This is a genomic window from Paenibacillus macerans (genome assembly GCF_900454495.1).
GTDB lineage: Bacteria > Bacillota > Bacilli > Paenibacillales > Paenibacillaceae > Fontibacillus > Fontibacillus macerans.
Window position 1 is genome coordinate 3,096,476 of sequence record NZ_UGSI01000001.1, and the last position, 25,535, is coordinate 3,122,010.

The following is a 25,535-nucleotide window of genomic DNA, read 5'->3' on the forward strand; positions in this document are numbered from 1 at the left end:
TCCTACTTAATGACATCCCCATCTGATGTCCATATTTCAATAGTTTTGTTTGGGAATTTCTCCTTAATTTTATTTGCAATATTACTCGCTTGCTCAAAAGTAATACTCTGACCATTTGAATCAACTCTACCATCATTAATTGCTGAAATTACTGCACTTCGCTGTTCAGCATTAAGATATTTAAATTCATCCAAGTTCAAAATTTTCTTTTGAATAAACGTGGAAGAGTTCATTTCATTTTGAATCACTTTAGTGATGTTCTCTTCTGTTACACCTACAGCTTGCAATTTTTTAGCACGAACCATATTCTGTGGTGTATTTAACCCTAAATTCTCCAGTGTATTGAAAAGATTACTCGTCCCCTCAGCCATCTTACTCGGTACCAGCGTCTCCAAGTTTCCTTGCGTTGCCGGCACCTCATCCACTTCCGAACGCTTCAGCCACCCGTTCAGCTTTTGTCCCGCTGTACTCTTGAGCGCGCTGGAAATGAGCTTAAACGCATAGGTGAAGGTCACGTCCCCGGCTCCGGCCATAGCGGTATCGAGGGCGATATTTTGGGCGCGGCCTGTGAGGTCTTGGTCGCCGTCATTCTTGAAGTCGGTTACCGCGTCAGATGCTTCGGTGGCCGTGCCGAAGATCGCTCCCGCCGTCATGGATCTGACCACCGTCGGCGATAGCTTGGAGAGGGCCGCCGGTGTTTTCACTGCCTTCACATATTTAAAGGGCAAAAAGAACCCGGCTACATTTCCGGCAGCTTCGCCAACTCCTTTGCCGTACGGATCATCCAGCGGATTTACGTATCCTTCCGGCTCCGGTCCCATAATCCATTCGGCAAGCAGCTCCGGCAATCCTGCCGAGGCCGTGTTGATTGCGTTCACCACGGCATTTGACCCGCCGACCATTAGGTTCGCGAAAAAAGGATTGCCGATGCCGCTTTGTTTTTGCCGCATTTCGTTTTCTTCTTTTTTCTCAAGCTCTTTCTGTTCGTTATATATCCTGTCTTGTTCTTCCTTGGTCAAATCTGCCCAACAGGTCTGTTTCAGCCGCTCCTGAACTTCCGGATCATCGCGGTTTAGCACATCGTCCAGCGAATAGCTTCGCGGATCATCGGCCATAATAAAGTATTGCGGCTCGTGCTTGGCCTCCTCAACCGGTTCCACTTTCGGAATATTAAACAGCGCCTGCCAGGTTGCCTGCCCGATTACACCCTGGAGCCCGTCTTGATCCTTCTCGTAAACCTCCCGGAACCCTTCCAACGCGCGTACGGTAGCTTCATCAAAATAGCCGTTCGCCTCGACCTCAAACCCCAGCTCTTGCAACCGCAGCTGCGCCATTTTCAACGGCTCGGAATAGGCCTGACCGTGCATTTGCACCGTCAGCAGCCCGCTTAACGTCCCGAACAAGGTTCGCCACACATTTTCATCCACGATTCCTTGCCGATCGCCGGCATTGTCCAGGCCATACTTTTCCTTATATCGATTAACTGCTGCCAGCGTGGCCGAGTCAAAATACCCGCTCGCTTCCAGCTCGTATCCCAGTTCCTGCAATCTTTCTTGTAGCTTTAAAACTTCGTCGCTGTTATGCTCCGGATCCAGAGTCAGTTCTTTCGTAAGCGGCTCCACATGGATAGGGAGATAAACCGCTGCCCGGGAGAATAAGGAAAACGCCGAAAACGGCAAAGGAAAGACGCTCGTTTTATTCCCTGAAGTCGTGGGGAACGCGTCAAATGGGTTTAAGGTAACCGGAAGTTTTAACTGCTTTGCCTTCAAAAAGGACTCCTGCTCTTGGCGAGTATACTCGTTCGCCGCCCAGCGCAGCGTTTTCTCTTTCGTGCGCAATTCGTCGCCGATCTCCCGGGACAACTGCCTAATCCGCTCCATCCGCCGCTCCACTTCAGATATTGCGGAGCGGACTCCCGGCTCGGAATAAGCCGAACTTGTTCTACTGGCTAACTCCGATACCCTTTTTAGCGTAACTGTGACTTGATCTCCGAACTGTTGCTCCAACCGGCGTACTTCGTCTGCAAGCCCGTTAATGCGGGCCGGATCAACCTTCAGTTCCAAGACGTTCCCCCTCCTTTCCCCAACATACTTGGAAACGCAAAAAGTTGTTCAAGAGCGGAAAGCGGTTTGCGCCGAAACAAAAGGGCCTGACTTCGCTCCGGCATCATCCCCAGCATCCAGGTTCCTTTTTCTGTTCGCGCACAGGTAAACAGCGCTTCGGCCTCCTCTCCAGAAGCCAAGTGGTATCCGGCAATGACCCGGCAATCGGACTGTGGCCCAAAGGCTTCCGCTAAGTCTGACGAGGTTTGGCGATCTATCCCAAGCTTTTGCCAAAGAACCGTTGCCGCTCCCCGTTCTCCAGCTTCCGCAAGCGCCAGAGCGTAATTGGCCTCCACCGCAGGTAAACGATAAAACGCCTCTTGCTCACAATCGCTAAGCAAAAACTGCTTCCGGAGCATGGCAATCGCTTCTTCCCGCCCGGTGCAAAGCTGGACTTCGCAAGTCTCTTCCCCGGTTAAGCGCGTGAACATCCCCGCCCGGCAATGGATAAATTCCATGGAGACTGCCCCGCCTTTTTCCACCAAGCAAGCAATCACCTGGTCCGGGAACGACAAAATTTCCGCAATCGCAGCATAATCACGCTCTATGTATAGTTGATCCTCATCTTCTTCCATCAAAATATGTTTGCTCTTCAGCCGGCCGGACACCTTCTCCCATCGTTGGCGGGCCTCCTGCAAATTAAGGCCATTCAGCACATCTTCCAAACCGAAAAAGGTAGTGGCTCCGGAAAGCAAGCATAGGTAAAACCCCTCATCATTCGACAGCACATAGTTAGTCCTATTCATTCCGTACTCCTGGACATTTAGATATTTTATGGAAAAGACACTTCAATACATTCTATCAACCCGCCGCCGGCCTCACAATTCCTTAGTTGGCATAATATCCCACAAATGATCCGTTTCACCTAGATAAATGAACAAAAAGTCCGGAGCAGCACGGGGCTGCCCCGGACACATTTATGAGGATAATTTACTAAGGGAAACGTAGGAGACTCGTCCCCTGCACCCCATCGCTCACCACGTGGCTGTCCCAGCAAAGGAATCCAATCACCAGTCAAGTGTGGCCTTGACTGGTTTACGGTGAGCGGTCAACATGGCCATCAAATCTTGGACACTAGAAACCATTATAGTACGCTGCCGCTTCCTATTGCACTTTTGCAATGCTTCCTCGATTGGAATCATTTTTTCATTGGCATGAATAGCTGTATTTGCTTGGCTTCGTTCTCTTCCGCCTACTAAATGAACGGGTGCATAGTGCACGGGGCGGCAGGACTCGTAAAAAACAAGACCACATGCAGTTGTCACACTCGCATGTGGTGAATAAAAAACTACTTTAGCCTGTTTGTCAGTGAATTAAGATCAGTAACCTCTTTTAAATCCATACCACTCAGATAATATGACTCATTATTTGTTTGATTATCTAACATAAAACTAATAGACGATAATCTGTAGTCCTTCTCCTTAAGAAACAAAACGATTTCAAAAATTGCATTCATAATTTGCTCTTGCTTGTCATCATTTACACTAATCCATAGTCTTAATTCAGGCATATCTTTTTCCTTGATTTCTTTCTTTATTTCATGGTAATTAGGCGGATATATTCCGTTAATTTCTGATCGATCTTGTGATGGATCAGACCTCAATTGAAACGACACACTTGATATTTGGTGAAATTGCTGTTTAATCTCATTTTTAACTTCATATTCCCAGTAGGATATATAATAATTTCCGTTAACTTCTCCTTGTACTTGTTTACTTGAAATTGATTTTGTAGATTCTTCTTTAAGTGAACTACTGTATAGTACCTATACTTGAAATAAAATGAATTGTCAAAATCATACTTTACCGATTCAATTTTCATCTCGTCACCATACTTGTCCTGCAAGTATCTTGATGATTCTTTCCTCATGTTTTCTTTCCCCCACGGCGTTCCATTAAATATGCTATAAGCAAAAAACAGTACAGTAAAAACTACAAGTCCTGTGATCCAATATTTCACTTCATCACCCCTTAGTAGTAGGATAGATATTCAATCCCTATCCTGCTACACGCTTCTAATCTAATAGTTGCATTCCTATGTTAATATTCTTCAAAAATATATCAAATCGTTCGGATATGATTGTACCTCCCCTATTTTAGTGCCATTTCAATAAAAATTGCCGTTTTAATTGAAATGCAGGCCATTTATTTCATAGGAGGATTTCCGTCCTGATCATAGGGTGTTTCTTCTAACCCATTATGACCTCATACTGAGCAGATATTGTTCATATATATACATAACTCACTTATTACTGGACCATCAGTCCCTATCGGCTATCCCTGTATACCTGAAAGGAGTTTCTCTATGGCTCTGAAAATAAGTATTAATGGTTGAATGATGGATTCATTCGTCACTGGGTAGCCTTACCAAAGAAAAAACCTTGAAGGACACGAAGTCAATCAAGGTTCATAGATGGTGTTATTCCTCCAACATTACATCAGAACATACTACCGACAACCACGGTTTTGAGTAGTTTGTAGTAAAAATCCCCACATGATTTTGCTTATACGAGTTGTTTTTACTCTCCGCCATCTCTTTGAAAAGGACAATTGTAAAGAGACTTTCTTTGTTTACTTCATGAGAAGTTAAGGGAAGTTCTGTGCTGAATTGAAAATCCGCTTTCATGCAATTTTTGAAAATGATCTTTAATAGTCTTGTAGTGTCACGACCATCTTGAATATCCCAATAGTAATCGACAACTACTATCAGGTCTATTAGGTTGTCATCCCACTTCACTTCAGTAACTATGCTATCTGTAAAATCGAAATTTTCTAGAACATCATGCAAATTGGTAGCCAACACTTTAACTCACCTACTAACAAAATAGAAATGTGTTGCATCTCTTAATTCTTGCTTTGTTGCGTTGCTAGGGAATACTCCATTGTCATCAAGATAGCCGCCGCCCTTATTTTGAACCCTAAAATAAGGAGTACCTCCCCCAGGCTCTGCATGTATTCTCACTTTAGTACCTGTGCTTGGGTCAGTAAGAATGGTTGCTACAAAGATTCGTCCCTTTAACCGCATAAGACGCACCGTATAAGCCTAGGGCGATTGAATTAATTTTTAAACCCAGCGCTGGAAATTTCGAAACTCATTTTATCCAACTGCCCTACCGTTAGCTCAGATAAATCTTGGCCATGCTTTCGTAGGAAATATAACTTGACGACAAGATAAAAACTATGACTTATGAGTAAATATATAGGTCTACGTAAAACTCGGCTTTTATTTCACTGGCAAATTCAATAAAATCATGATTAAAGTACATTGAAGGCTTTTCATTATTTTCTACGTTTATTACTATTGCAAAAACATATTCAAGGCTATACTTTGTTTTGATTTCCTTCAAGATAAGTTTTTTGTCTAAAATACTGTCAAGAATTTTAGACAGTTGTTCGTTGATGTCAAGAGATTCTTCATATTCAGTTTCAATCATCCAAATTGTCTCCACTCTTTTGATGCTCTTTCCAGGTATATCATCTCCTTTATCCCAAGATTTCGACGGAATTAGCTTTAATAAATCGCTTATCTCAGTAACGTTAAACTCTTCACCAGTGATAATGAATTCTACTTTCACGTTTGTTTTATCCATGTACATTCTCCCATTAGTTAATGTACTCACCTGTTCGATAACTTAGAATTTTGAACCTGATGATAGGTTCCATTCGGTACTGGGTAGTCTCCGCCAAAAAAAGAAACCTTGAAAAGCACGGAGCCAATCAAGGTTAATCGTAATCTTTAGATTAGATACGGCGAGGTAAATGCCTCTATAAATAACCCCGACTCTCTAATCTCATTTAGCCCAAGTCGGCATTCTTTTTGCAGTCCAATATACATATAGAAGTCATAACCAAAATGAACAAACATTGAAGACGTGGACAACTTTCCCCATGAATGCTCACGAAGAATTAGTTTACATAAATCAGGGATATTTGTAACGTTAAATTTATCACCATCTTTAATAGTCGTAAACATCTCGACCATATTTCTTGTAACATACTGATTTTGAACAATACTATCTTCAAATTTCTCTAGATTGCTAATTTCCAATGAAGATACATTCATATAATCCATAAGAATGGTTACTGCGCTGATATACTTACTCTCTATAGACAGATATTCTGTTATGGTAAATTGCTTTCCTCCAAATACTCTCCCAATATCAGAAAATGATGTCCACTCCTCCTTTTTAAAGTTCCCTTCGTAGTCGCGATATGCAGGATCATACTTTGTTATTCTCCAGCAATGCATTCTATTTAATCTCCAATCCAAGTTAAGTTTTCATCGTAAGTACCCATCCTAGTACTTTTACTGCCTAAGTTTTTCACAGAATCAGCCATTTTCCATATCCCACCATTGTGTCCATCTACATCAGGGGTAATATATTTATTTCCTTTCTTAAAGACAGGTTGGCCATGAGATGTAAAGTTGGTTTTTGTATACCCAAGTTTTTTTGCTGCCGCCGTAGCTTCTTTGGTTGTCATACCACCAAACTGCTGCAAATGCAACTTCAGCTTATTCCCACTCTGTGTTGGTTCACTCGTCTCCTTAACCCCATAAGACGCGCCATATAAACCTAGAGCAATTGAATCAATTTTAAACCCGGCGCTGGATAGGTCAAAGCTCATTTTATCTAGCTGCCCTACCGTTAGCTCAGATAAATCCTGGCCATCTTTCCGTAAGAAGTATAGCTTGACGACAACATACGAACTATGGCTTAAGGACGCAGCGTCAAGACGATCAAATGCTTTACTTCCGTTATACCACAAAGATTGGTATTGCTGCGCCTCATAAAACATCTCTTTATGATCCACAAATTTAAAATTAGGAAGCTGTTGTCTTAATTCGGCAAGTGTAAGTGTTGTTATATCCGGGGTGACCGTAAATCCGGCTCCTTGCTCATGTCTATGCCCCGTCGGGTCTAAATAAATTAATGGATTATTCTGCACATACGTATACAAATTCAAACTTAGCGGATCAGTAAGCTGCCCCTGATACGTATCTTCATTTATAAATCGACCAACCGACGGATCATACCAGCGGGCTCTCAGGTATTGTAACTCAACCTCATCATCCCACAACTCACCGGAATAACGGAATGGATTATGGACTTTCTCCTGTTCGGAAATGATATTTCCCCATATATCATATTGATACTGGTTCAGTAACGTCCCTGCTGAATCTCTCAGCTCTATTAAATCCCCGTGTCCATTATATAACGGATAGGCTTTGGTTTGATCTGCATATTCTATAGCTTCCAGCTTCAGTCCTCTTGTGTAATTTGCGACCAAATTGGCCTTTCCGTTTTCTACGGTTGCTTCGGCTATAATTTGTTCACTGTTGCTGTCATAATAATAGCGCGTGTGTACTCCGCCTTGAATTCTTTCAACCAGCAGACCGTCTCCATTATACCGGTATTCGACGGTTTGACCATTCAGACTAACCCTTGTTAACTGATTTTGATCATCATAGCTATATTCTCTTGGTTTCGTCTTTAATTCTTGAACCGTCATCAAGGTAAGACGGTTGCCTCGGGAGTCATAGGTGTAAGTCTCGTTATTTTCTGTCGAGGTGTTTATTCGATTTAGCTCATCATACGTAAATGAATCATTAATTCCGTTTTGCAGGCGCTCTCTGATATTTTTATTATCATCATAACCATACTCGAAATGATGGGTAACATTTTCTGCCAGCGCATGATTTAACTCCGTCAATTTTGAGCCTGTATACCGATTTTGAGTTTCGTAACCATTGCTGGAAACTGCGCCTTGAACCAGTCCATTTTTATAATACTGATACGTTGTGTCCGGTTGCTTTTCTACACTTCCTACCGTTTTCACTTGGTTCAGGTTGTCATAAGTATAGAATGTTTCGGCTCCGAATGGACCTGCCATGTGTATTCGATTATTTCCTGCATCATATTGATTGCTAAGGGTTAATCCATCCGGGTAAGTCATCGTCTTCAACAGTTCCGTGTACTTATCATACTCGTAAGAAGTTGTTCCGGTTCCATCCGTCATCGACAGACGTTTACCGGCTGCATCATAGGTATAACTTACCGTTTCACTGTTGCTTTTCCGTGTTTTCAAACGATTGCGGCTGTCATATTCAAAAACCGTCGAGTTCCCGTTTCGATCTACCACACGAATTACATTTCCACTAGGATCAAAATACTGTTTTTCGGACTGGCCGACTTCGTCTTTGTTCTGAATAACGCGTCCAAGCTCATCGTAACTCTTCGACTTAACGTTACCATCAGGATAGGTAGTTTGAATTAGATTTCCAAGCATATCATAGTCATACTTGGTGATGTCTCCGTTAGGATCTGTAACCGAAATAACTTTGCCTGATGAATTATACTTGTAAGAAGTGGTGTTATTCAGAGCATCATAATCTTTTAGAACCTGGTCGTTGACCCGATCGTATTCGAACTTCGCCACAACCGTACTTTGATCTTGATTAGCAGGCTGTTCTTCCGTTATCTCAATTCTGTTCCACTTGTCGTAAGTGTTAATTTGTTTATTGCCTTCTCCATCAGCTTGTATTATTTGGCGAAGAGCATCGTTGTAAGTCGATGTAGCCGTAGAACCATCCGGGTAAGTTGTTGATGTCAGACGATCCAAACCATCGTAGGTATATCTGGTGAGATTTCCTAATGCATCTTCACTCGATACCAGTCGGCCATTGTGATCGTAAGCCGATTTTGTTTTAACTTGATACTCTGTGCCATTATACAAGCCAGTCTCAATGTTCCATCCTAGAGCATTCCAACGCGTTCTAGACTTTACTCCCAGTTCATTCGTTACGGTTACCGTATTTTCCTGATCGTCGTAAGATGCGCCTATGTTGTTTCCATCGGGATAGGTTACCTTAATCACACGCCCAAGTGCATCATACTCATAAGCGGTTTCATGGCCATTTCCATCCGTCGAAGCACTGACTAGTCCCGTTTCTTTGTTATAACTGATTTTTTTGCTGACTGTTGAAATATCTCCATCCGCATTCGTCACTTGTACACTTTGCAAAGTAGGGAATGCATTACCATACTGACTGCTGAACTCGCTCAGAGTAGTAACCGTCCTATCATCATTAGTAATGATTTGCTTGGTGACATTCCCGTACGAGTCTCTATCCGCATACTCCACCTTCTGCAGTAATTTACCGCTTGCATTGTTCTCGCGAACAGTAGTTTGAACAATATCTCCTTGCCCATTTCGTACAAATTCAACATAGCCATTGGTGTTGGAGTCTAAAGGTTCTATCGCTGTTTTAACGAGGTGATTGTCATCGAACGTATAGTACGATTTTGAGCCCCGATCATCCGTTGATTCCGTAACATTCCCGTAATCGTCATACACCGCACTTGAAGTATATACATCTGAATTTTGATTATTTCTCGAAGTAGTAACCGTTGGAACCGGCGCCGAATACGACTTGCCCTCTACCTGTTTATTATACTGATAGCTGGTTACCTTCTCGTTATCCACTGCTTGAACAACGGCCTGTTCCAGGTAATATTTGGAACCTACTTTATTATCGACATATTTTTTATTGTACTTATAAGTCGAATTAGTTAACCCGTTATTAATAAGGGTTGAAAAGCTTGTATTGTCATTATAGGTCGCTGCCATGTCAGAGGTATAGTGTATCGTTTCGCGATTAAACTCCTCAACAAGGTCATTACTGTAAATAATTTGATCCACTCGCGAGACGGCTCGGTAAGCTTCGTTAACAGAATTCGCACCAATATAGCGCCGTACCGGCTGATCATCGTAGGTGAAGACGGTGGCAGCCCCGGTAGGATGGTACACTTTGGTCAGAAGCGCGTATGGATTCGACAATTGTCTTCCTGGCTCTGAGGCGTTTAGATTAAATTTAGCAGGAGCCAAAGTATATGAATACGTCGTTTTCCTTCCGGCTGCATCTGTTATCGAATCGAGAAGTTCAACTCCTTGCTCCGTATGCTTTTTATAAACAACTGTCTCATTTCCTTTAACAACTGTAACCTCAGTCGCGGAATACGAAATTTCTATTGTGTTCCCTATGGCATCCTTAATTTTGCTCAACAATTTACGATTATAAGTAGCATTTTGCTCATAGTAAAAGTGAATAAAGTTGTTATGAGCGTCCGAAATCTGCAGTAATCTGCCGTCTTTCGAAAAATAGTATTTGGGCTGGGCATTCGTTGACTTTAGTACGTAAGCTGACACTTCACCATTTACGTTTACGCTTTCGTCCGCTACAAAGGTAAGTCCCTTCCAATCATAATTTTTGAGTTGGTCTCCCTCAATTTCATAACTTCCACCCTCAGGAAGATGAATATATTGTTTATCATCTTTGGTTTCTACATAAGGGAGATTCCAGGCCCACCCTTTGCCTAATGGAAAAAGCTGCTCGTTTAGCGGCGTATTAGTCGTATTCTGATAGATAAATTTGGGTTGATATTCAACGGTTACTGCACCAATAACGGGATGAGCACCTTCTGCAATATAATACCGATAGTTAGGTTCGGCGCCTTCTTCCGAGCCGGTAATCTCTAAACCGGAATTGCTGCCGATAAACTCTTTCCACACTTCGGCTTCTTCCAGTGTAGAGTAAAGCTGTGTTTGTTTCAGAACCTTACTTCCATTTCCTTCAGACTCAAGCTTATCGATCCATGGCAGGCCGTCAGCAGTATATGCGTACCTTATCCTTCCTCCCTGCCCATTGTCGACCCAAGCATCGTAGCCGGTGTCACTGGTGTACCCAGGTTTGGTAACAATCCCTTCGTAGTTCTGTCCCCATATACGGGTATCCTCAGTTCCTTTTGAAAAGACTGTCCCCGAATAATAAGCATCGCCTCGTACAGTGCACACCGAATTACGTTTTTTGTATTCAGGAGAAGGACAACCTAACCATATAAAATCATAGTTAAATGACAATGTTCCGCTATAGGTACCATCGTTATATTCTAGTCTTGATTTACCACATGAACCGCCAGGATAATCATATAAATTAGGAGACCAGTATCCATAGCCATCGTAACTCCCTACTTTAACGATCTCACAACTATAGTTTGAAATATATTTAGAGTCCAAAGGTGTATATGAACCTGATATCACTTCCGCTCGTCCTCTAGGTTCAAGACTTCCAACAAAACCATCTTGATTATAACTTATGGATTGCGGCAACGAATCTGGATTCCTGGCCGTTCGGTATTTAGTTACTATTTTGGACTCCGCAGGAACAGTATATGTGATTGTTTGGCTTGCCGCCTGATTTGCCTCTTCCAATGTTGAATAGGTTCCTACAACTTTGGTTGTGGCAGGGAGATCATAGGTATTGCGGTCAACAATCCCGTCTCCATTGGTATCTTCCTGGATCCATTTTTTCTCGTTATAGCTCACCTTATATTGTCTTATGATAGGCTTCTCAATGACATTAAATTCGACGTAGTAATTTTGCTTTGCTTCGCTTACATCAATTAATGTAGCTCCCATGCCATAAAATTGGGCATCGTTGGAATTATATTGCCGGGTAAGTGAAAATCCAAGACCATTTCTCCCCGGTAACGACATATCTGAATTTTGGACATGCAAGTTACCCGAAAGAGTGGAAATGCTTTCTTTTTCATTTCCCACGGAGTAAGGAGCGTCGTTAAATGAAGTTTTATCGTAAACCGGAGCTTCTTCTGTTATTGGGGGGAGTACAGGTATATCGGCCACTCTATTTAAGGAATTCGCTTTAGTCTTACCAATCGAGTACACATCTTCAGTAACAGAACTACGGTCCTCTGTTTTATTCGCATCGACGTCATCCGTGACATCAAAAACTACGATACCGTCTAAAGGCGATGTATTTAACCGATTATAAACATTACTCGTAACGGTTTCTGATTTATTTAATTCCTTAGGAAACAATTCCGCCAAGGCTTCTTCATAAGTTTTACTCGCCTGTTCTGCATGAAAAAGTGCAGTATAAACCTGATTTATAGAGTATCCTTTTTGCAGCTCGTTCTGGATAAATGAAGCAGACATTCCAAAGCGGGAAGCGATTTGTTCGTATGTACCCGTTTTCTCGGAAGCGCTCGCGATGTTAGGAATATAGGCATTCATTGTATTGAAAAAAATGAGTAGCAGCAGGAATATAGCAATATTACGCGTACCCAGTTTTCTCTTCATCGACCTTTTCTCCAATCTTAAGGATTGACCAGTGCAATAATTTGTATTAGATTTCCATTTTTGTCATATTGGTAATCGAATATCACTTTGCCGTTCGACTCGATATAGTCCAGTCTTCCAGCGGCATCATACTTGTAGTTATAGTTTTTAGACACGCCTTTAGTGACCGTATTGCTCGGACCGGAATAATTTCCGGCGGCATCCTTGGCCTTCACGGTAAACGCATAGCTGGTTTGCGGATCCAAGTTTGTGATTTCATAAGCGAGTTCTCTTGTCTCACCTATGAGCTGACCGTCAATATAGATTTCGTAGCTGACCCCGCCTTCATCATCGGTAGAAGCCTTCCAGGACAGTTTGATGCTGGTTGGCGTTACATTTGTGCCGACTAGGTTGGCAGGAGTAGACGGGCCGTTTTGATCATCTGGCACATCCGGCATCACTTGGATAGCATTCAATCGGTTCAGCAGAAGTTTTTGATCGGTATCCTTTAAATCATTAATGAGGGTGCGGGCCGCATTGATATCCGACTGAAGCTTCGATGCCTCAGCTTTTTCAACTGCTTGGATGGCTTCGGCCAGTGTTTTCTGGTATAAATTCGCATCAATTACCGCTACTGCTTCAATGGATACATTCCCGACCCGATCTATCGTTCTTGCATAGACGATGACCGCATCCTGACGGTTAACGGTAAATGGAGCCGCATACGCTGTCCAGGTGCCCTGATCCCCGATTTTGTACTCCGTCCGGCTCACTCCGCTAAGTGTATCCGTTCCCGGCGTTACCGTGATATTGGCCCCTGATCCGCTCGGATTCAACATGCTTTCAATCACAGGTTCCGTCGGAGCTGTCGTATCTATTCTTGGTTCAGCCAAGACTTCTTCACTGAAGTTACCTGCTGCATCAACAACCCTCGCATACACCTTTATGCCTTCATCTCCAACGGTGATGGGAGACTGGTAATCAGCCCATGCGCCGGTATCCCCGACTTTATACTGAGCCTTGTAGGAGATGCTTCCAGTTGAGTTGTTTGGATTGTTGATTGTCGCGATAACATTTTGGCTCGTCCAGTCCACAGGACTTAAGGTGATAGCTGGCTTTACCGGCTTGGTCCGAATAATTTTAGCCACTGCGGTTGCTTCTTCGCTCACATTCCCTGCTTTGTCCATGGTACGGGCATAGATGGTCGTTACCCCTTCATTGGTCACTGAAAAGGGCGCCGTATAATCGGTCCATGCTCCTGAGCTATCAATCCGATACTGTGATTTCAGCACGCCACTCAGGGCATCCTGCCCGCTGGTTACGGTGACCGAAACATTTTTGGACGTATATCCGGTCTCACTCAATGTAATGGAAGGCTGCGTCGGGGGTGTGCAGTCAATATTTCCGTTGGATTGAGCAACCTCGCCCGCATTACCGGCATTATCTATCGTTCTGGCGTAAACGACGAGGTTCTCTTGGTTTACGGTTACCGGATCGGTGTAATCGGTCCATGCCCCACTATCTCCGAGCTTGTATTGACTTCGGTTTACTCCGCTTCCTCCATTATCTGTTCCGTGTTGGAGCGTAAAAGTTTTACCGCTGCTGGTCCAGTTCCCATCCATGCTAATTGTTGGCAGGTTGGGCGCAAGTTTATCAATGTAGACCATACCTGTACTTTCTGGACCCACATTACCAGCATTGTCTATCGTTCGGCCATGGACGACACTCTGACCATTAGCGGATATGTTGAACGTTCCCGTATAGGTTTGCCATCCTATATTAGTTGCTCCTGTCACGGCGATTTCACTTCTCGATACGCCGGACTGGCTGTCCGCCCCGTGGCTGCTGATGCCTACCATGACGTCCGTATTACTCCAATCCGATCGGCTAATGTATACGGCTGGTTCAGTTGGGCCCGTTTGGTCTATGTACGCACTGGAAGTGCTCACCCCGCTGACATTGCCCGCTGCATCTACCGCCCTGGCACTAATCGTGGTCTGTCCGGGGTTGGTAATCGTTATCGGGTTGTTATATACCGTCCATCCCGAATTATGAGCTCCTTGAAGGCTGTACTCATAACTGGCAACTCCAGTGATGTCCGTACTCCCACCGATCGAAACAGAGACGTTGCCTTGGGTATATCCCGGTGGGTTAACAGATATTGTAGGATTAGTAGGAGGGCTTGCATCTCTATAGTAGATAACCATAGTGATGGTATCTATAAGATTAGGTTCATAGGTGCTAAAGTGAGTTAGAATGTTTTCTGTGACAGAAAAGTCATTGTTATTGGAGAACAAATAGGAAGCAGAATCGTCCCTACCCCCATATACAATATTTTTTCTCCTCATAATATTTGTGTCACCAGACTTTACTGCTCTAACATCAATAGTACCAATATCTGTTTTATTGTAGTGATATATAAGATATGTGGTATAAGTCCAAGAGAGATCTATTCTGTAATTCCCCAGTTCACTTCTAGGGATATTTGTTGGATAATGCAAGTACACATTATCTTCGTAGTACATTAGTCTTTGAGTTTTGCTATAAATCGGTTTCCACTCACCTGCTGCCTCTGCTTTATTGCTTGTAATATATAATGAAACTGATAATATCCAAAATACTGCGATGAGCATAAGGCAAACTTGTCTGTTTATTCTTTTGCTAGTCATACTGCTCCCCTTTCTAATCAAGACTCTATAAAGTTGTAATCTTGTTCCATCTCCTATATGCATGCCTCCAATGTAATATCCAAAGACCTGCTTCTTTAGATTCACTTATGATTCACTCCCGCCCACCCATTCTCCTAATTTCAAAAAATCTAAATAGTATTATCATTCCATTTTTGGCTTTTGCATATAGCGAAACATGTTCGACACCTTGTTTGGATACATGATGTTACTAATTTTATATCGTTTTTTATGCTAGAAAGATTTGTGTGAAGACGATTCGCCGATCCGTATAAAATAATTACAACTAAAAAATGGACAGAGCTCAGACGACCTTGTCCGAAATCTCTATCCATCAGTTATTTTGCGCTAAGCCGCCTAACCTCGGGAGTTATAATTGAAAATTAGTACTCTATGAAGTTTCAGGGCTTCAGAACTAAGTAAAAAAATCCCTGCCTCGATATTCTTCAGAAATATCAAAGCAGGGAGTTCATCTTACCATGGATGTTACCGGCAGAGCATGTTCATTTAACGGTTCAACAAGCTTCCCACATAGCGCAGCAGCTCGTTGGCGCACACCGGGCAATACCCGTGCTCGTCGATCAGTCGTTTGCTGACCTCGTTGATCCGCTTCAACTGATTTTCGTCCGGCGTTTTGGTCGACGTCGTAATTTTCACGATATCCTTGAGATCGGCAAACAGCTTCTTTTCGATCGCCTCGCGCAGCCGGTCGTGATGATTGTATTCGAATTTTTTTCCTTTGCGCGAGTAGGCGGAAATGCGGATCAGGATTTCTTCCCGGAACGCTTTTTTGGCGTTTTCCGAGATGCCGATCTGCTCTTCGATGGAACGCATCAAGCGCTCATCGGGGTCCAGCTCCTCATCCGTCAGCGGATCGCGGATTTTGGTCCAGTTGCAGAACGCCTCGATATTGTCGAGATAGTTTTCAAACAGCGTGCGCGCCGATTCTTCGAACGAATACACGAACGCTTTTTGCACTTCCTTTTTGGCCAGTTCGTCGTATTCCTTCCGGGCGATGCCGATAAAGTTCAAATAGCGCTCGCGCTCCTCCTTCGTGATGGAGGCATGCTGATCGAGACCGTCCTTGATCGCCCGCAAAATATCGAGCGCCCCCATGCAATGCAGGTCCTGCTTGATCAGCGCGCTGGAAATCCGGTTGATTACATAACGCGGATCGACGCCGGACATCCCTTCCTCCAGGTATTCGTTTTGCAGCTCCTTCAAATCGGCGTCCTTGTAGCCCTCCACTTCCTCGCCGTCGTACAGGCGCATTTTTTTCACCAGATCGACGCCCTGCTTTTTCGTCTCCTTGAGCCGGGTCAAGATGGAAAAAATCGCCGCCGACCTTAGCGCGTGCGGGGCAATGTGAATGTGGCTCATATCGCTTTGACCGATCAGCTTCGCGTAAATTTTCTCCTCCTGGGACACCTTGAGATTGTATGGAATCGGCATCACGATCATCCGCGACTGCAGCGCCTCGTTTTTCTTATTGGCGATAAACGATTTGTATTCCGCTTCGTTCGTATGGGCGATAATCAGCTCATCCGCGCTGATCAGCGCAAACCGGCCGGCCTTAAAGTTGCCCTCCTGGGTCAATGACAGCAGGTTCCACAGAAACTTTTCGTCGCACTTCAGCATTTCCTGAAATTCCATCAGCCCGCGGTTGGCTTTGTTTAACTCGCCGTCAAACCGGTATGCCCGGGGATCGGACTCCGATCCGTATTCGGTAATCGTCGAGAAGTCGATGCTTCCCGTCAAATCGGCGATGTCCTGCGACTTTGGGTCGGAAGGGCTGAACGTGCCGATGCCGATCCGCTCGTCCTCGGAGAGCAGCACCCGCTCCACCCTGACGTTTTCAATGTCGCCGCCGTACTCCGTTTTGAGCTTCAACTGGCAGACCGGGCATAAGTTGCCTTCGATCCGGACGCCCAGTGCCTTCTCTACCTCGGGCCTCAGCTCGTGCGGAACAAGATGGAGCGGGTCCTCATGCATCGGGCAGCCGGCAATGGCGTATACGGCCCCTTTGTCCGTCCGCGAAAATTTCTCCAGCCCCCGTTTCAACAGCGTCACCAGCGTCGATTTACCGCCGCTGACCGGGCCCATCAAAAGCAGAATCCGCTTCCGGACGTCCAGCCGGCGGGCGGCGGAGTGAAAATATTCCTCAACCAGCTTTTCAATCGCCCGGTCCAGCCCAAAGATTTCCTGCTCGAAAAATTTATACCTTTTCCGGCCGTCAACTTCCTCTATCCCATAAGACTTGATCATCTCATAAACTCGGGCATGGGCGGTCATCGCCGGCGAAGAGTCCTTGGCCAAAAGTTCGATATATTGTTTAAATGTGCCGCTCCACGACAAAGAGTCGCTTTCCGCCCGGTAAGCCGCTATACGTTCAAAAATGTCCATGTTAGGTACCTCCTGTACTCCCGCTTAGGGGTTCTCCCGCGTCCCCGGCCTTGGCCTTTGTATCTGAAGCTGAGTTTAAATGGAGCTTCCACGTTGAAAAGTGTATTACATTCCTATGCGGCTTTTCCCGAGAAGTTGACCGTTTTCGGGGTAAAAATATTCGCATCGAAAAAGTGGGGATTGAGGTTTGTGCTATAATTTGTACTGATCATGGATACGTAAAATGTAAGTTCAAAAAGTTAGATTTGCAGGACCGAGAAGGTTGGATGAAGCTAGGGACGAAAGGAGCGGAGCGTACGTTTTGGGTACGTGAGCACCGGAAGGCCCGGCTGAATTCAAGATTCGACGCCGTTCCGCTTCATGAACTTGCTTCGTCATGGAAAGATAACTTTTTGAACAACCTTGTAAAATGTGAGTTCAAAAAGTTAGATTTGCAGGACCGAGAAGGTTGGATGAAGCTAGGGACGAAAGGAGCGGAGCGTACGTTTTGGGTACGTGAGCACCGGAAGGCCCGGCTGAATTCAAGATTCGACGCCGTTCCGCTTCATGAACTTGCTTCGTCATGGAAAGATAACTTTTTGAACAACCTTGTAAAGGAGATCGTCATGGCCGTACAGCATGAGACGGAACTATACGCCCCGTTGAAGGCTTTTTTTGAGGAGCGCGGATACATCGTGCGCAGCGAAGTCCGCCATTGCGACCTGGTCGGCTATCGGCCGGGCAGCGATGAGCCGCTGATCGTCGAAATGAAAAAGACATTTAACCTGCCGCTGCTGCTGCAGGGACTCGAACGGCAGAAGCTGAGCGGCGAGGTTTATTTGGCCGTGGAGAAAAACCGCGCGAAAAAAGGGGCCCACAATCAGCGCTGGAGCGAAATCACCATATTGTGCCGCAGGCTGGGTTTGGGCCTGATCGCGGTCACCCGGTACAAAACGAAACCCGCGTTTGTGGAGATTTTATGCGCGCCGCAAGACAGCGTATACACCCCGGGGCCCAAGGTCGTTAAAAGGCGGGCGGAGCGGCTGATGCACGAGTTTCATGAGCGCAGCGGCGATTACAATGTCGGCGGCAGCCACGGCGCCAAGCTGGTGACGGCGTACCGCGAAAAGGCGCTGCGCGTCGCGCTCGCCCTGCAGGAAGGGGGCGGGGAGATGGCTCCCAAGGACGCGCGCGACCGCAGCGGCGTCGGCAGCGCCGCGGCGATTCTGCAGCGCGACTACTACGGCTGGTTCCGCCGCGTCGCCCGCGGCCGCTATTGTCTGACGCCCGCGGGGACGGAAGGGCTGCGGCAGTACGCCCACGTCGTGGACACGTGGCGGCGCGCCGCCGCGGCCTTGGAGCGGAGCGAGGGGGCGGAGTAGGGCGCGGCGTTGGCGGCGCGTTCAGCCCTGGGGCGCAGCGTTGGCGGCGCGTCGGCCCCCGGGGCGCGGAGATGGGGCGTGTCAGCCCCCGGAACGCGCCGTAAAGCCGGCGAGGGCGGCGGCGATGCGCGCCAGCCCCTCGCGCAGCCGCGCTTCTTCGAGCGCGGCCACGGTGAGCCGGATGCAGCCGTCATCCGGCTCAGCGGCGCAGCACAGCGTCCCCGGCAGGAACGCTGTGCCCTCCAGCAGCGAAGCGCGCAGCAGCGCTTCGCTGGAGATCCCGGCGGGCAGGCTGACCCACAGGTACAGCCCGCCGCCGGGATCGGCCGCGCGGGCGCCCCGCCAGGCGGGCGCCCGCAGCAGCTCCAGCGCGAGCATGCGCCGCGCTGTGTACGCCGCCGCGGCTGCGGCGGCATGCCGCGCGGCTGCGGGCGACGCGAGCCAGGCGCGGAGCCGCCCGGCCCTTGCGGCCACGGCCCGATCGGCCGCAGCCCTTCCGCCCACGGCCCGATCGCCCGCGGCCCGATCGCCCGCGGCCCGCACGGCCTCGCTCCATTGGCTGGCCGGGCCCACCGCCGGCAGACCGCTTCCGCCGCCGCTCCCGCGCCCCGCTTCCCGCCGCAGCTTTTCCATCACCTCCGCCTCGCCGCGCAGCCAGGCCAAAGGCAGCTGCGGCAGAAGCGCCCGCTCAAACGAGCCGATGCCGATCACCTTGGCCCCGGAAATCCCCGCCATCTGCCGCAAGCGAAGCAGTGACTCGCAGCCTTCCGGCACCGCCGCTTTCAACATTTCGCCTTCCGGTACCATCGCTTTCGGCATTTCGTTCCCCAGCACCGCTGCGCTCGGCGTTTCACCTCCCGGCACCGCCGCCAACTTCTTCTCCGCAGCAGCAGCCCCCGTTTCCGGGACTTCCGGAGCTTCAGGAACCTGCGGATTTTTGAATAACAGCGCAAATGGCAGCGCCCCTGCCGTATCGTCCTCCACGAGCGGCAGCCCAAGCTCTGCGCTCAGCGCAAGCAGCTCCAGCTTGCGCTGCCGGCTCCACACCCGGCCGGACGGATTCGAGAAGTGCGGCGTCACATACGCCAGGGCAGGCTCACCCCCGGCAGGCTTGCCCCCGGCCAGCCGCGCCTTCCGCCGCACATCGTCCGGCAGCATGCCGTCCCCGTCGCACTCCACCGGGACGGTCCGCAGCCCGAGGCGGCGCATCAGCTCGAGCGCCTCCGGCGCGGCGGGCGTCTCGACCAGCACGGCCCCGCCGCCGGGAACCAGCGCCCGCAGCGCCAACTCAAGCGCCCCGTCGGCGCTTTCCGCAAGCAGCCACTGCCGCGGCTGGAGCGCCTCTCCGCCTTCGCAATTGGCGTAAGCGGCAGCCAGCCAATCCACCAGCATACGCTCCGCCGCTTCCTCCGCCTGCACGCCAGCCGCGCTTTCATCCTGCGGAATGTTTTCTTCATTAAATATATCTTTATCATGTGCCGACTGTTCGTCCGCCCGATGCTCCCAAGGTTCTTCTCCGCAGAGCGGTCCTAATTTCTCATCACGGCTGCCGCTTCCCCCGTCCCCGTGCGACCCGGCCAACCCGATCAATGTTCCGTTTTCCAGCCGCTCTTCGGCTTCAAGTACAAAAGTAGGCGGCAATCTTCTCCTTAACATCTCAAGCCAGAGGTTCAGGTGAACTCCCCCTTTCCGCTCCTTCATTTACGGCGATTGTACCCCAGGACAAAGTTTCCAGACAACCGGCGCCGGCAAACAAAAAAAGATGCGCAAATTGGCATATTTTCTCTAAATCTATCCTTTTTGCGATAAAAATGTCGCCGTGTTAGAATGGGTACTGCGAATAATAGTTTTTGAGGTGATCATGTGATGTCTTATTCTACGGAGCCTGCAACCGTCACCGAACCGATGCGCCCCCGGAAAAAGCAGAGTCCTTCCGTAGCTTTGATTTTGCTCGTCTGGGTACTGTTGATCGGCGCCGGGGCCGCCGCCGCCTATTTTTACAGCAATCATTTAAAGCAATCGATGGTCGCGCAGCTGGACGCCAAATGGCAAAGCCAAACGGAAATGATGAAAGCCGACTACACCTCGCAATTGACGGCTTTATCGAAAGAAGTCGAAGAACTGCAGAGCAAAGTCGATACGTTTAATGAACTGCTTGAATTTACGAAGGACAACACCAGCGAAAAAACGGACAACAGCAACAAGCTGTATACTCAACTGAACGAGGTCAAACAGCAGCTGGCCAAGCTTCAGAAACAGATGGGTCTGCTCAAATGATTACGCCGGTAAAACGAGTCAACCGTTTTTTTCTGCTGGCAACCGGTCCTTTGTTTGGCCTTCTGATCGCCCTGCTGATCAGCGGCCCCCGTATCGAATGGAACAGCCCACCCGGCGATATTACGCCGGAGGCGGATATTTTTCAGACGACTGGGGCGATTTCCCGCGGACTTACGCAGGCGCAAGCGAACGCCAAAACCACGATTTCGTCCATTCAAAAAACCGCCGAGCTGTACCGCAAAACGACCTCGGCGATGAGCACCATCGTGAAAACGGCCAAAACGTCGGCCGGAATGCCCGCGACGATCTATAACCGAAGAATCACGGCCAAGCTCGGAACGCCGTACGAAACGGTCCAAAGCGACCGGATTCGCATCGAGTTATACAAAGTCAACCCGGGAACCTACCGGGGCTACGCGATGAAGGTTAAGCTGAAATCTCCGGACGCGATGACAATGACGCTGGGCAAAGACATGCTGGGCGGTTCGGAAACGACCAAACAAGCCGTCCAGCGCTACGGCGCCGTGGCCGGGATCAACGCCGGCGGGTTCGCCGATTCCCGGGGCAAACGTTACCCGTTAAGCACGACGATCGTGGGCGGCAAATATGTAAACGGGTTCGAAGCCACCTACAAGGATTTGTTTTTCGTCGGTTTGAGCAAATTCGGCAAGCTCATCGGCGGCAAGTTTGAGCGCAAAGAAGATTTGGACAGGCTGGAGCCGATGTTCGGCGCTTCCTTTGTCCCCATCCTGCTTCAGGACGGCAGGAAAACGGCAATCCCGGAAAAATGGCGGTCCTCGCCTTTACGTGCGCCGCGTACCGTGATCGGCAACTACAAGGATGACCAGCTGGTCATTTTGGTCATCGACGGCCGGAACGAAAACGGAAGTTCCGGGGCAACGCTGGAGGAGCTTCAGGCAAAATTGCAAAAGATGGGCGTTCAGGACGCCTATAACCTGGATGGCGGCGGTTCTTCGTCGCTCGTCGTCAACGGCCGGGTGGTAAACAGTCCGTCGGACGGTGCCCTGCGCCCCGTGCCAACCCACTTCCTGTTCTTCAAATAGCACAAGCAAACCACAATCATCTTCGTCTATGAAAAACATCACATTTTAGCATTTATTTTTAAAGTATAGGCGGGTATAATAAGAGCAGAAGTTCAACGTGGAGGTGTTCGGGTTTGTCTTTCTCTTTGACGTTCTGGATTATTACCCTGGTTATGGTTATGTTTGTGTGCGGGATTTTGACTGCGGCTTATAACGACGATAAAACAAAAGGTCTTTAATGAAGACAAGCGCCCATCGGCGCACATTCCAAGAAGAAAGACCGCGGCAAGCGGTCTATTTTCTTATGGCCAGGCAGGCGCGTTTGATCGCCGCTTGTCCAAGCCCACCGCACGTTTGCTACCAAAATAAATAAGCCCCCTTACGGGCAGCTCATTTATTTTGCGATCCGCCGCGGGCCGCCTCCCCTTATGGAAGGAAAGGACTTCCCGCGGCTATCAGGTCTTTGGTTTTAGGACAACTGGTTCATTTCGACCAAACACTGATTGCAAATGGAGCGATCTTTAAAATCGCTCACGTTTTCCATCGATCCGCAGAACACGCATTTCGGACGGTATCTTTCCAAAATAATGTGATCTCCCTGTACCAAAATCTCGACGGGATCGCCCTCGTTCATTTGATATCTTTTGCGCAACGACTTGGGTAAGACGATTCTTCCCAGCTGATCCACTTTACGGACTACACCAGCAGGTTTCATAAAGGCACACCTCTCCTGAAAAAAATTATGTAAAAATAGAACCAAATACCTAATCTATTTTATTTCGCTATCATTTTCAGGATTCCTGCTAAATTTCAATTGTTTTAATTATTTTGGCAGGATTTCCTCCAACCACCGCGCCGGCCGGCACATCTTTCGTAACGACCGCACCCGCGGCAATGACCGCGTTATCGCCGATCGTCACCCCGGGAACGATCACCGCCCGGCCGCCGATCCATACATTGTTGCCGATTTTGACCGGCTTCCCGAATTCCGCCCCGGAGTTGCGTTCGGCCGGATTCAGCGGATGGGCCGCCGTATAAATATGAACCCCCGGCGCCATAAAGCAGTACTCGCCGATATGCACCTCGCATACGTCCAGAATAACGCAGTCGAAATTGGCATAAAAATGATTGCCGACATAAATATTCGTGCCGTAATCGCAGCGGAAGGTCGGTTCGATGTAAATATCGTCGCCGCAGCTGCCGAAGAGCTGCTTCAAAATACCGGTTCTCCGCTCCCGTTCATCCTCTTGTGTGGCATTAAACTCTCTGGTCAACCCGCGAGCCCGCAGCCGTTCGGCAACGAGCGCGGGATCGCTGGCGTCGTACCAATCGCCGGCCAGCATCTTCTCTTTTTCCGTTTTCATCACATCTACTCCATTCCCGGAAAATCAAGCTGCCGCAGCGCCTCATACACGATAATCGCCGCGGAATTGGATAAATTCAGCGAACGGACTTTATCCGTCATCGGCATCCGCATCACGGTATCGGGATGCGCCGCCAATATTTCCGGAGACAGCCCTTTCGTCTCTTTCCCGAACACCAGAAAATCCCCGCCCTGAAACGAGAAATCCGTATACCGTTTGTCCGCCTTGGTGGTCGCGAAGAAAAAACGGCTGCCCCGGTATTTTTCCTCCACTTCCTGAAAGGAATCGTGGTATTCAATGTGGACCGCGTACCAATAATCCAGCCCGGCCCGTTTTAAAGTTTTGTCATCGGTACGAAACCCCAGCGGACGCACCAGATGCAGATGGGTCCCCGTCGCCGCGCAGGTTCTGGCGATATTCCCCGTATTTGCCGGAATTTCCGGCTCCACCAGCACAATATGCAATGCCATGAAACTAACACCTCGTCCAATTTGTGAGTCTGTCCATCCTCGGGCAGCGCTTGTTCCATTATAGCAAATCGGCCGCCTTCTTTCAGGTGCGGGAACCGAAAATAAAAGCTCCACCACCGTCAAACCATGCGATGATGGAGCCGTATTTTGCGATGGCCCTAAACAGCGGCCAGGTCCGCCAGACCGAGACCCGCTTAGCCGTGCGATTTTTGAAAATGGTCCATAAATTCGACCAATGCCTTGATGCTGTCATACGGCACGGCATTGTAGATCGAAGCGCGCAGACCGCCGACGCTGCGATGGCCTTTGAGCCCGACAAAACCAGCCTGCTCCGACTCTTTGACAAACAGCTTCTCCAGTTCTTCGGAAGCGAGGCGGAACGTAACGTTCATCGTCGAACGGCTGCCTTGCTCCACACAGCCCCGGTAAAATCCGCCGCTTGCGTCGATCGCTTCATAGAGAAGACCGGCTTTTTGCTCATTTTTTTGCTCGATGCCTTGCAAACCGCCTTGTTCTTCAATCCATTTCAATACTTCGTTCACCATGTAAACGGAGAAGGATGGCGGGGTGTTGTAGAGCGAGTTGTTTTCCGCATGGGTATCGTACCGGAACATCGTCGGCAGATGCTTCGGCGACTCGCGGAGCAGTTCCTCGCGGGCGATTACGACCGTTACGCCGGACGGGCCGAGGTTTTTCTGGGCCCCGGCATAAACCATGCCGAACTGCTTGAGATCAAACGGACGGCACAAAATATCGCTCGACATATCGGCAATCAACGGCACGCTGCCGGTATCCGGGAACTTCCGGAACTGTGTGCCTTCAATCGTCTCATTGGACGTGATGTGTACGTACGCCGCGTTATCCGGAAGCTTCAAGCTGCCTACATCCGGAACGGACATATATTTGTTTTCCTCCGAGGAGGCCGCGATAAACGTCTCGCCGATGAGCTTCGCTTCCTTAATCGCCTTGTTGGCCCAGCTTCCCGATTTCACGTAACCGGCCGTTTTGCCTGCGGTCAGAAAGTTCATCGGAATCATCGCAAACTGCGTGGAAGCCCCGCCCTGCAGGAACAGCACCTGATAGCCGGATGGGCTGCCCAACAGCTTCAAAAGGCGGCTGGCCGCCTCGTTATGAACCGCTTCGTACACGGCTCCGCGGTGCGACATTTCCATAATCGACATGCCTGTTCCGCGAAAATCGACAAATTCCGCCTGGGCGCGTTCCAGCACTTCCAGCGGCAGCGCTGCCGGTCCGGCGTTAAAGTTATAAGCTCTGTTACTCATTGCTCCCCATCCCTTTCCCTTCCATGGCTTGTATGGTTCGAAGTTTTAGATAAGGATTATCATATCAACTAAACCGCCGCCCAGCAAGCTGATATTTCGCAAAAATTCGCCAGTTTACAGAAATGACACATTAATGCTTCATTTTAATAAAGACATAGGCTGTGTTCGTGTATGGGTGTCCTGCATGCCGCTTTGCACGATTATCCCCTTCGTTCAGGGGGGTCAGGGGGCTTAATGTACGGAATAAATAAAAAGAGAGCAGGAAAAAATGAGGCGGTTGCCCCATTCCTTCCGTCAGGTCTGCTTCACTTCTTCTAAACCTCTTTCACCTAAACCCGTCTAATGATCTCGAACATGTCTACTTCTCCCTAATCCGTCTAATAATCTCTAACAAATTTGCTTACCCTAA

General features: G+C 48.1%; 17 protein-coding genes. 3 read left to right on the top strand and 14 right to left on the bottom strand.

Translation table 11 applies throughout. The features are described from left to right. Positions 1-2 precede the first annotated feature (2 nt). From DYE26_RS14040 to DYE26_RS14090, 9 genes are all read right to left on the bottom strand, one after another. Positions 3-2,063 carry a peptidoglycan-binding domain-containing protein gene (locus tag DYE26_RS14040; RefSeq protein ID WP_036624818.1) on the bottom strand — a complete coding sequence of 687 codons (2,061 nt, stop codon included), beginning with the start codon at positions 2,061-2,063 and terminating at the stop codon, positions 3-5. Continuing rightward, positions 2,054-2,848, bottom strand: a complete 795-nt coding sequence (locus DYE26_RS14045) for a hypothetical protein (RefSeq protein ID WP_036624821.1) — start codon at positions 2,846-2,848, stop codon at positions 2,054-2,056. The genes DYE26_RS14040 and DYE26_RS14045 overlap by 10 nt, the downstream gene beginning before the upstream one ends. A gap of 853 nt (positions 2,849-3,701) precedes the next feature. Next, positions 3,702-4,061, bottom strand: a complete 360-nt coding sequence (locus DYE26_RS35055; RefSeq protein ID WP_036624826.1) for a YfjL-like protein — start codon at positions 4,059-4,061, stop codon at positions 3,702-3,704. 459 nt (positions 4,062-4,520) lie between these two features. Next, complete coding sequence (locus DYE26_RS14060; RefSeq protein ID WP_155621573.1) at positions 4,521-4,901, bottom strand: hypothetical protein; 381 nt, start codon at positions 4,899-4,901, stop codon at positions 4,521-4,523. 385 nt (positions 4,902-5,286) lie between these two features. Further along, positions 5,287-5,691 (bottom strand): DUF4279 domain-containing protein, encoded by a 405-nt coding sequence (locus DYE26_RS14070; RefSeq protein WP_036624831.1) that lies wholly within the window; start codon positions 5,689-5,691, stop codon positions 5,287-5,289. A gap of 146 nt (positions 5,692-5,837) precedes the next feature. Then, positions 5,838-6,350: a hypothetical protein gene (locus DYE26_RS14075; RefSeq protein WP_036624834.1), complete on the bottom strand. Its 513-nt coding sequence runs from the start codon at positions 6,348-6,350 to the stop codon at positions 5,838-5,840. A 5-nt stretch (positions 6,351-6,355) separates the two neighbouring features. Further along, entirely contained in the window at positions 6,356-12,259 is a 5,904-nt protein-coding gene (locus tag DYE26_RS14080; RefSeq protein WP_082207885.1) for a toxin C-terminal domain-containing protein, read from the bottom strand. A 17-nt stretch (positions 12,260-12,276) separates the two neighbouring features. After that, on the bottom strand, positions 12,277-15,012 hold the full coding sequence (locus DYE26_RS14085) for an OmpL47-type beta-barrel domain-containing protein (RefSeq protein WP_051985631.1): 2,736 nt from the start codon (positions 15,010-15,012) through the stop codon (positions 12,277-12,279). Between the two features lie 420 nt (positions 15,013-15,432). After that, positions 15,433-17,328, bottom strand: coding sequence for a PrkA family serine protein kinase (locus DYE26_RS14090; RefSeq protein WP_036624836.1), 1,896 nt, complete (start codon positions 17,326-17,328; stop codon positions 15,433-15,435). Positions 17,329-17,933: 605 nt separating this feature from the next. Here DYE26_RS14090 and DYE26_RS14095 point away from each other — a divergent pair. Next, positions 17,934-18,689 (top strand): DUF2161 family putative PD-(D/E)XK-type phosphodiesterase, encoded by a 756-nt coding sequence (locus DYE26_RS14095; RefSeq protein ID WP_036628562.1) that lies wholly within the window; start codon positions 17,934-17,936, stop codon positions 18,687-18,689. 81 nt (positions 18,690-18,770) lie between these two features. Here the strand turns inward: DYE26_RS14095 and DYE26_RS14100 are convergent, their stop codons facing one another. Further along, positions 18,771-20,390 carry an aminotransferase-like domain-containing protein gene (locus DYE26_RS14100; RefSeq protein WP_147291300.1) on the bottom strand — a complete coding sequence of 540 codons (1,620 nt, stop codon included), beginning with the start codon at positions 20,388-20,390 and terminating at the stop codon, positions 18,771-18,773. Positions 20,391-20,555: 165 nt separating this feature from the next. On the opposite strand from DYE26_RS14100, the gene DYE26_RS14105 reads away from it, so the two are divergent. Together DYE26_RS14105 and DYE26_RS14110 are read left to right on the top strand one after the other, a co-directional pair. Beyond that, positions 20,556-20,966 carry a hypothetical protein gene (locus DYE26_RS14105; protein ID WP_036624842.1) on the top strand — a complete coding sequence of 137 codons (411 nt, stop codon included), beginning with the start codon at positions 20,556-20,558 and terminating at the stop codon, positions 20,964-20,966. After that, the gene (locus tag DYE26_RS14110) at positions 20,963-22,030 is read left to right on the top strand and encodes a phosphodiester glycosidase family protein (protein ID WP_036624845.1); all 1,068 of its coding nucleotides are present in this window, start codon (positions 20,963-20,965) and stop codon (positions 22,028-22,030) included. Before DYE26_RS14105 ends, DYE26_RS14110 begins: the two co-directional genes overlap by 4 nt. A gap of 448 nt (positions 22,031-22,478) precedes the next feature. On the opposite strand, the gene DYE26_RS14115 is transcribed toward DYE26_RS14110, so the two are convergent. The 4 genes from DYE26_RS14115 to serC form a co-directional block, all read right to left on the bottom strand. Next, entirely contained in the window at positions 22,479-22,724 is a 246-nt protein-coding gene (locus tag DYE26_RS14115) for an AbrB/MazE/SpoVT family DNA-binding domain-containing protein (protein ID WP_036624848.1), read from the bottom strand. Positions 22,725-22,812: 88 nt separating this feature from the next. Continuing rightward, positions 22,813-23,373, bottom strand: coding sequence for a maltose acetyltransferase domain-containing protein (locus tag DYE26_RS14120; protein ID WP_036624852.1), 561 nt, complete (start codon positions 23,371-23,373; stop codon positions 22,813-22,815). Between the two features lie 5 nt (positions 23,374-23,378). Further along, a complete protein-coding gene (gene trmL / locus DYE26_RS14125) occupies positions 23,379-23,843 on the bottom strand; it encodes a tRNA (uridine(34)/cytosine(34)/5-carboxymethylaminomethyluridine(34)-2'-O)-methyltransferase TrmL (RefSeq protein ID WP_036624854.1) in 465 nt (154 codons plus the stop codon). Positions 23,844-24,037: 194 nt separating this feature from the next. After that, complete coding sequence (serC, locus tag DYE26_RS14130) at positions 24,038-25,126, bottom strand: 3-phosphoserine/phosphohydroxythreonine transaminase (protein ID WP_036624856.1); 1,089 nt, start codon at positions 25,124-25,126, stop codon at positions 24,038-24,040. Positions 25,127-25,535 lie beyond the last annotated feature (409 nt).

Bases quoted from the DNA above. Each gene is read 5' to 3' on its own strand.
- DYE26_RS14045 (WP_036624821.1), bottom strand. From the start codon at position 2,848: ATGAATAGGACTAACTATGTGCTGTCGAATGATGAGGGGTTTTACCTA.
- DYE26_RS14070 (WP_036624831.1), bottom strand. From the start codon at position 5,691: ATGGATAAAACAAACGTGAAAGTAGAATTCATTATCACTGGTGAAGAG.
- DYE26_RS14075 (WP_036624834.1), bottom strand. From the start codon at position 6,350: ATGCATTGCTGGAGAATAACAAAGTATGATCCTGCATATCGCGACTAC.
- DYE26_RS14080 (WP_082207885.1), bottom strand. From the start codon at position 12,259: ATGAAGAGAAAACTGGGTACGCGTAATATTGCTATATTCCTGCTGCTA.
- DYE26_RS14090 (WP_036624836.1), bottom strand. From the start codon at position 17,328: ATGGACATTTTTGAACGTATAGCGGCTTACCGGGCGGAAAGCGACTCT.
- DYE26_RS14095 (WP_036628562.1), top strand. From the start codon at position 17,934: ATGGCCGTACAGCATGAGACGGAACTATACGCCCCGTTGAAGGCTTTT.
- DYE26_RS14100 (WP_147291300.1), bottom strand. From the start codon at position 20,390: ATGAAGGAGCGGAAAGGGGGAGTTCACCTGAACCTCTGGCTTGAGATG.
- DYE26_RS14105 (WP_036624842.1), top strand. From the start codon at position 20,556: ATGTCTTATTCTACGGAGCCTGCAACCGTCACCGAACCGATGCGCCCC.
- DYE26_RS14110 (WP_036624845.1), top strand. From the start codon at position 20,963: ATGATTACGCCGGTAAAACGAGTCAACCGTTTTTTTCTGCTGGCAACC.
- DYE26_RS14115 (WP_036624848.1), bottom strand. From the start codon at position 22,724: ATGAAACCTGCTGGTGTAGTCCGTAAAGTGGATCAGCTGGGAAGAATC.
- DYE26_RS14120 (WP_036624852.1), bottom strand. From the start codon at position 23,373: ATGAAAACGGAAAAAGAGAAGATGCTGGCCGGCGATTGGTACGACGCC.
- trmL (WP_036624854.1), bottom strand. From the start codon at position 23,843: ATGGCATTGCATATTGTGCTGGTGGAGCCGGAAATTCCGGCAAATACG.
- serC (WP_036624856.1), bottom strand. From the start codon at position 25,126: ATGAGTAACAGAGCTTATAACTTTAACGCCGGACCGGCAGCGCTGCCG.